The organism is Nocardioides stalactiti (assembly GCF_014180715.1).
In the GTDB taxonomy this organism is placed as follows: Bacteria; Actinomycetota; Actinomycetes; order Propionibacteriales; family Nocardioidaceae; genus Nocardioides; species Nocardioides stalactiti.
On the sequence record NZ_JACEFC010000125.1, the window covers coordinates 1 to 11797 of the forward strand.

Consider the following 11797-nt stretch of genomic DNA (forward strand, 5'->3'; position numbering starts at 1 on the left):
TGTACGCGGGCGGCGCCGACATCGAGCCCGGGTTCGTCAGCGCTCCGTCGGCCGACCCGGCGACGCCGCCGCCCCACCTCACCGGCGGCACGGTCGACATCACGCTGGCCTTCGACGGCTCACCGCTGGCGCTCGGCACCGACTTCGACGAGTTCGTCCCGGCAGCCCACGCCGACGCCCTCGAGCACGAGCCCGGTCTGGCGCGCGACCTTCGCCGCCTGCTCTGGTCGGCGATGACCGGCGCTGGCTTCGTCGTCCTCACCCAGGAGTGGTGGCACTTCGAGTCCGGCACCCGCCGCTGGGCGGCGGTCACGGGCGGGAAGCCGCGGTACGGCGCCTACAGTGCGTAGCCGCTGACGCCCAGGTAGAGGCGCCAGCTCTGGTTCATGAGCACCTGGTAGCCGATGCAGTTGAGCGCGTTCGGCTGACCGGAGGAGAAGACCGGCGCGTTGCCGAGGTCGATGTCGACGGTGCTGGTCGCCGGGATCACCAGGGTCCGGACCTTGACGACGAAGAACCCGGTGGTCGGGTTGGCGCAGGTGTTCGTGCCCGAGGTCCTGGTGCGGAGCTCGACCGTGACCCGCATCGGCGCGCCGACCGGGTTGGCCGCGGTGACGTGGGTGATGCCGATCCGCCGGGTCACGCCGGGCCACGGCATATAGAACTGCTGCCAGCTCGCGCTGGCGGGGCCGGTGGCGTCGACGTTCTGGTTGAGGGAGAGAGCACTGTCCTGCACCGGGCGCACCTGGAGCGATCCGATGTTGTCGATCTTTGCCGTGTTGCTGGTCGCGCTGTCGACGAGGGTCACCAGCGAGCCGCCGACCGCTGAGACGACGGGAGGGCTGACGACGCCGCCGACGAGGAAGGCGCCCGCGATGCCGAGGGCGACGAGTGACTTGCGCATGAGGAGCTCCTGGGGTCCGGTGCCGGCGTACGCCTTCGAAACTAGGCGTACGCCGCCTCCGGCTCATCCGAGGAAACCCTCGGAACTCAGCCGAGGAGGATCAGGACGACCAGAACCCGTCGGTCTTCGCGCGGCGTACGTCAGAGAGCAGGTCCGACCAGCGGCGGCGCGGCCGCGGTTCGGTACGACGCAGCGCCTCGACCAGGCGGACGAGCTCGACGGGCCGGTGCCACTCAGGCGCCACGGCGGGTCCCCGACGGGCCGACGTCGCGGCCCTCGAGGCGGCTCATCCGGAGCAGCAGGTTCTCGATCAGGTCCTGCTGGACGAGGACCACCTCGACGAGCTCGTCGACGGCTGTCGCGAGCTCCTCCCACTGGACGTCGTCGCCCTCGCCTGCGGCACCCGCGGGGGAGTCCTCGACGTCGTGGTCGGGCGCGATCCGGTGACGGACGCCTGCGAGCAGCGCGGCGACCGGGTGCGCGCCACCGCCGGGTGCATCAGTCATGGGATCCATGGTGACGCACCGAGACCGCGTCATTGGCCGTCGGAGCGCCGCTCCACGCTCAGCGCGTGGCCGGAATCACGCGGTCGACCATGATCCCGGACCCTGGTGGCTGATCGGCGCAGACCGACCGCCCTGCCTCAGTCGTCGTCCGGCTCGTCCGGACCCGCGCCGACACCGTAGATCTCGATCTCCTCGAGGGTCGGGGGCGTCGAGGCGACGTCGTCATCGATGTCGACCTCCTTGACCAGCACGCCGGGGAGCAGGTCGTCCGTGCTGCCCTCCTCGTCGCTGCGGCGGGCGTTGCCGTCGCCGGGGCCGCTGTCGTCGGTCTCGATCTCGATCTCGGTGTCGTCGGTGACGAGGAACAGCAGGTCGTCGCCGACGCTGCGGTCGACCACCAGGGTGCCGGTGGACTCCTCGAAGCTCAGGATCGTGCCGACGAGGTCATCGACGTCCTCGTCGTCGTCGCGCCCGCACCGGTCGTCGAGGGAGTCGTCGTCGTCCTCGTCGGCCTCGCCGTCGTCGTCGGAGTCGTCGTCGCCGTCCTCGACCCCGTCGTCGTCGGAGTCGGAGTCGTCGTCGCTGAGGCCGAGCTCGTTCTCGTCCTCGTCGTCGACGTGGTCGCCGTCGTGGTCGTCGTCGTCCCGGCGGCACGACTCGTCCGCGTCGTCCTCGTCCTCGTTGTCGGTGTCGTCCCCGTCAGCGTCCTCGTCTCCGTCCGGGGTGCCGTCGTCGTCGGTGTCCGGGTCGTCCACGTCGGTGCTCGGCACTCCGTCGGTGACCTCGTCCCCGTCGTCGTCACCATCGCCGTCGGTGTCCTCGTCCTCGGGCCGGACTCCCTTGCGCCACTCGGCGATGTTGCGCAGCCCGTCGCGGTCGAGATCGCGACGCGCGTCGTCGACCCGCGGGTCGAGGCCGTGGCGACGCTCCCACCGGTCAGGCATGCCGTCGTGGTCGCGATCGGCTGCGGCCGCCTGCGGGATGCCGAACGCCAGCGGCGTGACCATCCCCACGGCGAGGACGGCAGCTGCTCGAAGGACGGTGCGAGTGGTGCGCGAGGTGATCATGAGTGCTCCCTGTGGTCCGGTTCTCCCTCGACTCCGTTGTAGTCGACGGATCGGCGATCCGCACCGGGCGCAGCACGATTGAGGACGAAGGTCCCGTCGCCGGGATCCTCAGTCGCCCCAGCCCATCGGATAGACCTCGAAGGGTGCGGCGAAGGTGACCCCGAGCCGGGAGCCGGCCGCGCGCGCCATGCCCTCGAGGAACTCGCGCGGGTCCCAGTCGTCCCACCCGAGGCCCTCGATGTAGGCCGCGTGGGCGGCGAGCGAGGCCACGCCGGCGTCGAAGGTGTCGGTCGTGTCGACGGCGTGCCCGGACTCGGGCGAGCCGAACGCCCACACGGCACGGACGCCGCCCCACGGCTCGAGCCCGTCGACGAGCTGGTCGTTGAAGATCCACCGGTTGCCCGCGTCGCGCACCGCGTCGACGACCGCGCGCCCCACCGCGATGTGGTCAGCCTGGTTGAGGTTGCTCCCGCCCCAGGTGTCGCGGAAGTTGCCGGTGACGACGATGTCGGGCCGGTGCCGCCGGACCGCCTCGGCCAGCAGCGCGCGCAGCGCGACGCCGTACTCGACCACGCCGTCGGGCTGGCGCAGGAACTCGACGGTGTCGACGCCGACGATGCGACCGGACTCCACCTGCTCGGCCTCCCGCACCGTCCGGCACTGATCGGGGTGGAGGCCGTCGATCCCGGCCTCGCCGCTCGTCACCATCAGGTAGGAGACGTGCTTGCCCTGACCGGTCCAGCGCGCGACCGCCGCAGCGGCACCGAACTCCATGTCGTCGGGGTGGGCGACGATGCACAGCGCCCGCTCCCAGGTCTCGTCGAGGGGGTCCAACGGGCTCGGCGTCTCGCTCATGGAGCGATGCTAGGAGGGTTCGGGCTCAGCCGACAGGGATGAAGCCGGTGCGATAGGCCTCGACGACGAGCTGGAGCCGGTCGCGGACCTCGACCTTGCAGATGAGCCGGGCGATGTGGCTCTTCACCGTCGCCACCGAGATGAAGAGCGTCGCGGCGATCTCGTCGGTCGAGAGACCGGCGCCGATGCAGAGGAGGACCTCGGTCTCCCGCCGCGACAGCCGACGGGCCCACGCGGGCTCGCGGTGCTCGGGGTTGGCCGCTGCCGGGGGGACCACGTGCAGGTGACGCAGCGGCGCGTCGTACGTGGTCACCGAGCTGACCTGGGACTCGCTCATCGTCGCCTCCTGGGGGTTCTTGACGACGAACCTAGGGAACCGAGGACCCTGCGCGAATCAGGGTTAACCCTCTCCTTTCGCGATCGGGTCCCCGCCGTGCGCGTCCGCCCACGGCGGAATCCCTTGCTCCTCACGAGCCCCTCGGCTGAGGTGGGGGAATGAGGCTGCTCGTGCTCGGAGGCACCGTCTTCCTGTCCCGTGAGGTCGCCGCGGAGGCGCTGCGGCGTGGCCACCAGGTCACCTGCGCCTGCCGGGGGACGTCCGGCCAGGTGCCGGACGGAGCGACCCTGCTCCGCTGGGACCGGAGCGAGGAGCCGCCGCCGCTCGAGGCGTACGACGCCGTGGTCGACGTCTCCCGCACGCCCTCCCACGTGCGCCGGGCCGTCGCTGCGGTCCCCGATGCGCACTGGGTCTTCGTGTCCACGGTCAACGTCTATGCCGACGAGTCGGTGCCCGGCGGGCCCGGCACCCTCCCGCTGCACGAACCGCTTCACGACGACGTCGACCTCGCGAGCCGGCCGGACGCCTACGGGCCGATGAAGGTCGCCTGCGAGGAGGCCGTCCGAGCCGGGGTGGCGTCGGCGGCGGTCGTGCGGCCGGGACTGATCGTGGGTCCGGGCGATCCGAGCGGGCGCTTCACCTACTGGCCGGCCCGCCTCGCCGAGGGCGGCGAGGTGCTCGCTCCCGGCAGCGAGAGCGACGTCGTCCAGGTGATCGACGTGCGAGACCTCGCTGCCTGGATCGTGACGTTGGCCGAGCACCGCACGGTCGGGGACTTCGACGGCGTCGGCCGGCCGACCCCGATCGGCGAGGTGCTGCGTGGGTGCGACCCCGACGCGGACCTCACCTGGCTCGACCAGGACTTCCTCGCCGCCCAGGGCGTCGAGCCGTGGATGGGGCCCGAGTCGGTCCCGCTCTGGCTGCCGCGCCCGCAGTACGACGGGATGATGGAGCACCACGTCGAGCCGGCCCTGGCCGCCGGTCTCACGCTGCGGCCGGTGTCCGACACCGCCGCCGCGACCCTCGCGTGGGCGCGGTCGACCTCGGACGCCGCGACGACCGGGATCGGGCGAGACCGGGAGCGCGCGCTGCTCGCGGCCTGGCACGCTCGCGCCTGACCGATGCGGCGGCGGCTCCGCCGTACGCTGCCGGAGTGATCAAGTACCTCGGCTCCAAGCGCACCTTGGTGCCGGTGCTCGGGGACCTCGCGGTCGCGGCAGGAGCACGGACGGCGCTCGACCTGTTCACCGGCACCACGCGGGTCGCGCAGGAGCTCAAGCGGCGCGGGATCACGGTCACGGCCAACGACCTCGCGTCGTACTCGGCGGTGCTCGGCGACTGCTTCATCGCGACGGACGCGGAGACGGTCGACCGGACGCGGCTCGACCAGGCGCTCGCGGGCCTCGACGCACTCCCCGGCACGCGGGGCTACTTCACCGAGACCTTCTGCGAGCGGTCACGCTTCTTCCAGCCGCGCAACGGCGCCCGGGTCGACGCCGTCCGTGACGCGATCGAGCGCGACCACCCGCCGGGAGACCCGCTCCGGCCGATCCTGCTGACCAGCCTGATGCTGGCCGCCGACCGGGTGGACTCCACGACCGGGGTGCAGATGGCCTACCTCAAGGAGTGGGCGCCGCGGTCCCACCGCGAGCTGCGGCTGGTGTGCCCCGACCTGCTGGCGGGTCCGGGCGCGACGATCCACGGAGATGCCAACGTCGTGGTCGACGCCGTCGGTCCGGTCGACCTCGCCTACGTCGACCCGCCCTACAACCAGCACCGCTACTTCACGAACTACCACATCTGGGAGACGTTGATCCGCTGGGACGCCCCGGAGCACTACGGCATCGCCTGCAAGCGCGTCGACAGCCGCGACGACGAGACCCGCAGCGTCTTCAACAGCCGCCGGACGATGCCGGCGGCGCTCGGCGACCTGCTGCGCCGGGTCCGGGCGGAGGTCGTCGTCGTGTCCTACAACGACGAGTCCTGGATCACCGCGGAGGAGATGACCGCGATGCTCCAGGATGCGGGTCACGAGGAGGTCCGGCTCCTCGGCTTCGACCGCAAGCGGTACGTCGGCGCCCTCATCGGCATCCACAACCCCGCTGGTCAGCGGGTGGGCGAGGTCGGGCGGCGCCGCAACGTCGAGCAGCTCTTCGTCGCGGGGCCCCGCGACCGGGTCGAGGCCGCCGTGGCCGCGGCCGTGGAACGCGAGCGCTCCACGGCCGGGCTCTGAGGGGACGCGCGACGTCAGTCGTCGTAGCCGTCGTGCCCGTCCTCGACGACGCGGGTGACGGTGAAGGCCTCGTCGAGGTGGACGTCGACCTCGGTGCCGTCGGTACGGGTGACCTCGACCTCGTAGCCGGTGCCTTCGCTCTCGACGCCGGTCACGGTGCCGTCGCCGGTCTCGGCCAGGGCGGCCTGCTCGGCGCGCTGGCGGTCGGCGGCCGCGACGGGCACGTCGTCGGACCCGTCGTGGTCGTCGCCGTCGTCGTCACGGTCTCCGTGGTCGTCGTCGGTCTTGGTGCCGACGACCTGGAAGTCCTCGTCGAGCTGGACGTCGACCTCGCTGCCGTTCTCGAGGGTCACCTCGACCTCGTACTTGCTCTCCTCGTCGTCGACCTCGGCGTCAGTGACGCTGCCGCCGCCGGTCTCGGCGAGCGCGGCCTGCTCGACGCGGTCGCGCACGTCGGACGGGATGGGCTGGTCGTCGTCGCCCGACAGGGCGAACGCGGTGCCGCCGGCGCCGAGGACGACGACAGCGAGGGCGGTGCCGCCGACGAGGGCGGCCTTGCGGGACATGGTGGGCTTCTTCATGTCCTCGACGCTAGGAACCGAAGATGAAACGACGATGAGGCTCTCATCCGCTGCTCATCTGGCTCCCTAGAGTGGGGTCGTGCGCGTGTTGTTGGTGGAGGACGAGGCCAAGCTCGCCCAGCTGGTGGCCCGCGGGCTGACCGAGCGGGGCGACCTGGTGACGATCGCCGGGACGGGTCAGGAAGCGCTCGACGCGGCCGCCGACGAGGAGGGGTACGACGTGATCCTCCTCGACGTGCGCCTGCCCGACATGGAGGGCTTCGAGGTGTGCCGTCGGCTCCGGCGCTCGCGGGTCTGGACGCCGGTGCTCATGCTGACGGCGCGCAACGCCGTCGCCGACCGGATCACCGGGCTCGACAGCGGTGCCGACGACTACCTCGGCAAGCCGTTCGCGTTCGACGAGCTGCTGGCCCGGATGCGGGCGCTCTCGCGCCGGGGGCCGGTCCCGCGGCCGACGGTGCTCGAGGTCGGCGACCTCAAGCTCGACCCAGCGTCGCGCCGGGTGTGGCGCGGCGAGGTCGAGATCGAGCTGTCCGCGCGCGAGCTCGCCCTTCTGGAGGCCCTGATCCGGCGACCCGAGCAGGCGCTCAGCCGCGACCAGCTGCTCACCCTCGCCTGGGGCGACCTGCACGACACGGCCTCGAACGTCGTCGACGTGTACGTCCGCTACCTGCGCGAGAAGATCGACCGGCCGTTCGGTGCGGACTCGCTCCGCACGGTGCGGGGGATCGGCTACCGGCTGACCGGGAGCACCAGTGACTGACGCCCGGCGCAGGGTGAGCCTCTCCCTCCGGGCCCGGGTGGCCCTCGCCTTCCTCCTGACCACGGCCGTCGCGATGCTCGCCCTCGGTACGTTCGTCCACTTCCGTGTGGAGGAAACGTTGGAGGACGGGCTGCGCGACCAGCTGGAAGCCGAGATGAACGGGCTGCTCGTCGCCCCGCCCGAGGAGCGGCTGCGCGCGGTCCGTGAGCTGCGCGGCGACATCCACGGGCAGGTGCTCGACCCCGACGGCACGGCGCTCGCGTCGTCGCCCGCCGTGGCCGAGCCGATCATGGACCGCGACGACGAGGACGACGACGGGTTCTCCGGCGGTCGGCTCCGGGTCCGCGACGACCTCGGTGAGCGGGGCGAGCGGCCCGAGATCGACAACGAGCGGGTACTGATCCTCACCCGTACCGCCGACGACCAGGTCGTCGTCCTCGCGATCGAGCGGGAGGAGGCCGACGACGCGGTCGAGGCGGTCGGTCGGCAGCTGCTCATCAGCGGTCCGGTCGCGCTCGCCCTGGCCGGTCTCCTCGGCTACGTCGTCGCCGGGTGGGGCCTGCGTCCGGTCGAGCGGATGCGGGCGCGGGCGGCGACGATCTCCTCGCGCAGCGCCGGCGAGCGGTTGCCGGTGCCGCCGGCCGCCGAGCTCCATCGGCTGGCGGTGACGCTCAACGCGATGCTCGACCGCCTCGACGACGGTCTCGAGCGTGAACGGCGGTTCGTCGCCGACGCCAGCCACGAGCTGCGGACCCCGCTCGCCCTGCTCCTCACCGAGGTCGAGCTGGCGCTGACCGGCGACCGGTCGCCCGACGCGCTGCGGGAGGCGCTGCGCTCCGCGGAGGTGGAGGTACGGCGCCTCATCACCCTCAGCGAGGACCTGCTCGCGATCGCCAGCGCGGACGGAGGCGGGCTGTCCGTGACCGCTGGTGAGCTCGACCTCGCCGAGGTGGTCACCGAGGTGGTCGCGCGCTTCCAGGCGCGTGCCGAGGGCCTCGGCCGGAGCGTCACCGCCGAGGCGCTCGGCTCCGCGCGGCTGGTCGGCGATGGCGAGCAGCTGCGCCGGGTGACGTCCAACCTGGTCGAGAACGCCCTGCGTCACGGCGCCGGCGACGTCGAGGTGGTCGTGGCCGGCGGCGGCGACACCGTCTGGCTGGCGGTGAGTGACGAGGGAGCCGGGTTCACCGTGGAGCGGCCGCTCGAGCGGTTCTCGGGCAGCCACGACTCGACCGGGCTGGGCCTGGCGATCGTGGACGAGATCGTCCGGGCCCACGGTGGGACGATCGAGCTCACCCGGGAGGACGACCGGACCGTCGTACGGATCGGACTGCCGGTCAGCCGCTACTGACGGCGTCGTCGATGAGGAAGCCGTCGCCCTCACGCACGACGCGCAGGGTCACGGTCTCCTCGCGGTTCCCGACCTTCTTCTGCTGGTAGCGGTAGGTGTAGGTCACGGTCATGCCGGCCGGGTCCGCGGAGACGTCGAGGATCTCGGGCTTCTTGATCGTGCCCCAGAACTCCGCGTAGCCGGGGCTGCGCTGCTGGTAGGACGGCGTGAGCAGGGCGAAACCCGCAGCCGGGTCGTCGGCGGCCGTCTCGACGTACGTGGTGGCGAACGCCTCGAGCTCCTCGGTCGTCGGCAGGTCTTGTGTCGGCGCGTCCGAGCCGTCTGCTCCGTCGGTCTGCGACGTGCTGTCCTCGGGGGTGGCAGAGCGGTCCGTGTCGTCGCCGGCGTTGAGGAGCAGCACGCCGATGACCGCGAGGACGATCACGGCGGCCACGCCGATGGCGGCGATCCGCAGAGGGTCGGCTGAGCGCGTGGACGGCCGGGCTGCCGGGATCGCCGGAGGAGCGGGGGGCACCGGCAGCATCGCCGCTGTGGCCGTCGCCGTCGTGCCGGGACCGGGGAGCGGCTGGCTGGCGGCGATGGGCGGCATCGCCGGGCGCGCCCGCAGGTACGTCACGACGTCGTCCATCGTGGGCCGTCGCGCGGGGTCCTTGTCCATCGTCGCCTCGAGGAGCGGACCGAGCCAGCCGGCGTCGGCCAGGCGGGGCGGCGGGTCGTGGGCGATCCGGTAGAGGGTGCCGAGCACGGCGCTGTCGCCGGTCGTCGCGTACGGCGGCTGGCCCGCGAGCAGGTGGAAGATCGTGGTCCCGAAGGCCCAGACGTCGCTGGCCGGAGTCCCCGACCCACCCGTCGCGACCTCCGGAGCGAGATAGGCGGGCGAGCCGGTCACCAGGCCGGTCTGCGTCAGGGAGGCGTCGGCGATGGCCCGCGCGATCCCGAAGTCGGAGAGCTTCACCTGGCCGTCGCGGGCGATGAGGATGTTGGACGGCTTCACGTCGCGGTGGACGATGTCGAGCCGGTGGGCCGCGGCGAGCGCCTCGGCGGCCTGGAGGAGCAGGGGCGCCGCCTCGTCGGCGCTGAACCGGCCCCGCTCCCGGATGACGGACGCCAGGTCGGTGCCGTCGACGTACTCGGTCACCAGCCAGTGGTGGTCGCGGTCGGCGACGAAGTCATAGACCGCGATGACGTTGGGGTGGTTGACCCGGGCGGCGAGCCGGGCCTCCCGCTCGGCGCGCTCGAGGTCGTACGACGACGCCCCGGCCGGCAAGCCGATGCGCTTGAGGGCGACGACCCGGCCCAGGACCTCGTCGCGGGCCTCCCACACAGCACCGGAAGCGCCGCGGCCGATCTCACGGCCGAGCGCGTACCTGTCGGCCACCCGGATGCTGGACATTGCCTCGCCAGCGTACCGATCCCGTTGGGCACTCCCACCTTCCATGCGGCAGGCTGGGGCCTCAGCACGAGCGCCGCGCGGGCGTCGCCCGGGCGCTCCGCCGGCATCACCACGAACGACGAAAGGGACCATCGTGTCCGTCGACCCGAACCTCCTCGACGACCTGGAGTGGCGCGGCCTGCTCGCGCACACCACGGACCGCGACGCCCTGCGCGCCGCGCTGACCGAGGGCAGCGTCCGGTTCTACGTCGGGTTCGACCCCACCGCGCCGAGCCTGCACATGGGCAACCTCGTCCAGCTCGTCACGGCGCGGCGGCTGCAGAACGCCGGTCACACGCCGTTCGCGCTCGTCGGTGGGGCCACCGGGATGATCGGAGACCCCAAGGAGGCGGGGGAGCGGTCGCTCAACTCGCTGGAGACCGTGCAGGACTGGACCGCGCGGGTCAGGGCCCAGGTCGAGCCGTTCCTGAGCTTCGAGGGCGACAACGCGGCGACGATGGTCAACAACTTCGACTGGACCTCGACGCTCTCGACGATCGACTTCCTCCGCGACATCGGCAAGCACTTCCCGGTCAACCGGATGCTGGCCCGCGACGTCGTCCGGACCCGGCTCGAGGCCGGCATCAGCTACACCGAGTTCAGCTACGTCCTGCTCCAGTCCATGGACTTCCTCGAGCTGCACCGGACGCACGGAGTGACTCTCCAGTTCGGCGGCTCCGACCAGTGGGGCAACCTCACGGGCGGGGTCGAGCTCATCCGTCGGGCAGCCGGCGGCAAGGCACACGCGTTCGCGACGCCGCTCATCACCAAGTCCGACGGGACGAAGTACGGGAAGACCGAGGGCGGGGCCCTGTGGCTCGACCCGGAGATGCTGTCGCCGTACGCCTTCCACCAGTTCTGGCTCAACGCCGAGGACGAGAAGGTGGGCGAGCTGCTCCGGACCTTCACCTTCCTCTCACGCGAGGAGATCGAGGCGCTCGAGGCACGGCATGCGGAGAAGCCCTTCCTGCGGGAGGCGCAGAAGGTCCTCGCCGACGAGGTGACGACCCTCGTGCACGGGGCCGCGGAGACCGAGCAGGCGAAGGCCGCGGCCCAGGCGTTGTTCGGAGGAGGCGACATCACCGCGCTGGCGGGGACGACGCTGGCGGCTGCGCTCGCGGAGGCGGGCGCGGTCGACGTCGACGGGTCCGCCGGCATCCCCGGGGTGGTCGACCTGCTCACGCTCACGGGACTCGTCGCGAGCAAGGGGGAGGCCCGGCGCACGATCGCCGAGGGCGGGGTCTCGATCAACAACGTGCGCGTCGACGACGCTGACCACGTGCCGTCCCAGACCGACCTGATCGACGGCTCGTGGCTCGTCCTGCGCCGCGGCAAGAAGCGCTTCGCAGGCGTCCGTCTGCGCTGAACGGAGGCGTCTCGGAGCCCGCCCGAAGCCGTGTGGCCCGGGACACACCACCCCGATTTGTGTCGCGTGGGGAGGGTATGTAATCTTCTCCATGTCGCCAGGGAGCGGCGGGGAGCAAGACCCAGAAGGGTCGGGCTTCCGGCCCCGAGGTGGCCGCCCCCAATTTCACCAGCTCGGTGACAACGGACATGCCAACGGCAAGTTCGGAACTTCACCGAGATCTGGCTGCGTGCGGGGAACACCAGTCCGAGTAGGGATCCGCGAGGAAACCGCCCGGTGCGTGTGATGTTTGAGAACTCAACAGTGTGTCATGCAATTTATGTCGTTGTGATTGTTTTAGCAGCGTCTGCATGTGGGCCGGCTTTGGTTGGTTTGTGTGTGGGTGTTGTGGTTTTTGGCAAGAGC

General features: G+C 71.7%; 14 protein-coding genes. 6 read left to right on the forward strand and 8 right to left on the reverse strand.

What is annotated here, in order from left to right; translation table 11 throughout:
• The coding region (locus H0487_RS19110) for a M15 family metallopeptidase (protein WP_281370752.1) at positions 1-350 on the forward strand (350 nt) is incomplete at its 5' end.
• Here the strand turns inward: H0487_RS19110 and H0487_RS19115 are convergent.
• The 6 genes from H0487_RS19115 to H0487_RS19140 all read right to left on the reverse strand — a co-directional run bounded on the left by H0487_RS19115 (position 338) and on the right by H0487_RS19140 (position 3669).
• Positions 338-904: a hypothetical protein gene (locus H0487_RS19115; RefSeq protein WP_183095823.1), complete on the reverse strand. Its 567-nt coding sequence runs from the start codon at positions 902-904 to the stop codon at positions 338-340. The genes H0487_RS19110 and H0487_RS19115 overlap by 13 nt on opposite strands.
• A gap of 100 nt (positions 905-1004) precedes the next feature.
• Positions 1005-1148, reverse strand: a complete 144-nt coding sequence (locus tag H0487_RS19120; protein ID WP_183095824.1) for a hypothetical protein — start codon at positions 1146-1148, stop codon at positions 1005-1007.
• Entirely contained in the window at positions 1138-1410 is a 273-nt protein-coding gene (locus H0487_RS19125; RefSeq protein ID WP_183095825.1) for a hypothetical protein, read from the reverse strand. Before H0487_RS19125 ends, H0487_RS19120 begins: the two co-directional genes overlap by 11 nt.
• 137 nt (positions 1411-1547) lie before the next feature.
• Positions 1548-2477: a hypothetical protein gene (locus tag H0487_RS19130; RefSeq protein WP_183095826.1), complete on the reverse strand. Its 930-nt coding sequence runs from the start codon at positions 2475-2477 to the stop codon at positions 1548-1550.
• A 108-nt stretch (positions 2478-2585) separates the two neighbouring features.
• Positions 2586-3332, reverse strand: coding sequence for a PIG-L deacetylase family protein (locus H0487_RS19135; RefSeq protein WP_183095827.1), 747 nt, complete (start codon positions 3330-3332; stop codon positions 2586-2588).
• Positions 3333-3357: 25 nt separating this feature from the next.
• On the reverse strand, positions 3358-3669 hold the full coding sequence (locus tag H0487_RS19140; protein WP_183095828.1) for a response regulator transcription factor: 312 nt from the start codon (positions 3667-3669) through the stop codon (positions 3358-3360).
• Between the two features lie 158 nt (positions 3670-3827).
• Here H0487_RS19140 and H0487_RS19145 point away from each other — a divergent pair, with 158 nt between their 5' ends.
• Together H0487_RS19145 and H0487_RS19150 are read left to right on the forward strand one after the other, a co-directional pair.
• Positions 3828-4787, forward strand: coding sequence for an NAD-dependent epimerase/dehydratase family protein (locus H0487_RS19145; RefSeq protein WP_183095829.1), 960 nt, complete (start codon positions 3828-3830; stop codon positions 4785-4787).
• 35 nt (positions 4788-4822) lie between these two features.
• Entirely contained in the window at positions 4823-5902 is a 1080-nt protein-coding gene (locus H0487_RS19150; protein ID WP_183095830.1) for a DNA adenine methylase, read from the forward strand.
• Between the two features lie 14 nt (positions 5903-5916).
• Here H0487_RS19150 and H0487_RS19155 read toward each other — a convergent pair whose 3' ends face one another.
• A complete protein-coding gene (locus H0487_RS19155) occupies positions 5917-6483 on the reverse strand; it encodes a PepSY domain-containing protein (RefSeq protein ID WP_220793590.1) in 567 nt (188 codons plus the stop codon).
• Between the two features lie 79 nt (positions 6484-6562).
• On the opposite strand from H0487_RS19155, the gene H0487_RS19160 reads away from it, so the two are divergent.
• Together H0487_RS19160 and H0487_RS23595 are read left to right on the forward strand one after the other, a co-directional pair.
• Complete coding sequence (locus tag H0487_RS19160) at positions 6563-7246, forward strand: response regulator transcription factor (protein ID WP_183095831.1); 684 nt, start codon at positions 6563-6565, stop codon at positions 7244-7246.
• 13 nt (positions 7247-7259) lie between these two features.
• Positions 7260-8594, forward strand: coding sequence for an ATP-binding protein (locus tag H0487_RS23595; protein WP_220793591.1), 1335 nt, complete (start codon positions 7260-7262; stop codon positions 8592-8594).
• Here the strand turns inward: H0487_RS23595 and H0487_RS19170 are convergent.
• Positions 8581-9987 carry a serine/threonine-protein kinase gene (locus H0487_RS19170; protein ID WP_183095833.1) on the reverse strand — a complete coding sequence of 469 codons (1407 nt, stop codon included), beginning with the start codon at positions 9985-9987 and terminating at the stop codon, positions 8581-8583. The genes H0487_RS23595 and H0487_RS19170 overlap by 14 nt on opposite strands.
• Before the next feature lie 133 nt (positions 9988-10120).
• Here H0487_RS19170 and tyrS point away from each other — a divergent pair, with 133 nt between their 5' ends.
• Positions 10121-11392 (forward strand): tyrosine--tRNA ligase, encoded by a 1272-nt coding sequence (gene tyrS, locus H0487_RS19175; protein WP_312856023.1) that lies wholly within the window; start codon positions 10121-10123, stop codon positions 11390-11392.
• Positions 11393-11797 lie beyond the last annotated feature (405 nt).

What these genes read in the sequence shown, in the direction of transcription:
- H0487_RS19140 (WP_183095828.1), bottom strand. Translation starts at nt 3,669, where the DNA reads ATGAGCGAGTCCCAGGTCAGCTCGGTGACCACGTACGACGCGCCGCTG.
- H0487_RS19115 (WP_183095823.1), bottom strand. Translation starts at nt 904, where the DNA reads ATGCGCAAGTCACTCGTCGCCCTCGGCATCGCGGGCGCCTTCCTCGTC.
- H0487_RS19155 (WP_220793590.1), bottom strand. Translation starts at nt 6,483, where the DNA reads ATGAAGAAGCCCACCATGTCCCGCAAGGCCGCCCTCGTCGGCGGCACC.
- H0487_RS19135 (WP_183095827.1), bottom strand. Translation starts at nt 3,332, where the DNA reads ATGAGCGAGACGCCGAGCCCGTTGGACCCCCTCGACGAGACCTGGGAG.
- H0487_RS19170 (WP_183095833.1), bottom strand. Translation starts at nt 9,987, where the DNA reads ATGTCCAGCATCCGGGTGGCCGACAGGTACGCGCTCGGCCGTGAGATC.
- H0487_RS19145 (WP_183095829.1), top strand. Translation starts at nt 3,828, where the DNA reads ATGAGGCTGCTCGTGCTCGGAGGCACCGTCTTCCTGTCCCGTGAGGTC.
- H0487_RS19125 (WP_183095825.1), bottom strand. Translation starts at nt 1,410, where the DNA reads ATGACTGATGCACCCGGCGGTGGCGCGCACCCGGTCGCCGCGCTGCTC.
- H0487_RS19130 (WP_183095826.1), bottom strand. Translation starts at nt 2,477, where the DNA reads ATGATCACCTCGCGCACCACTCGCACCGTCCTTCGAGCAGCTGCCGTC.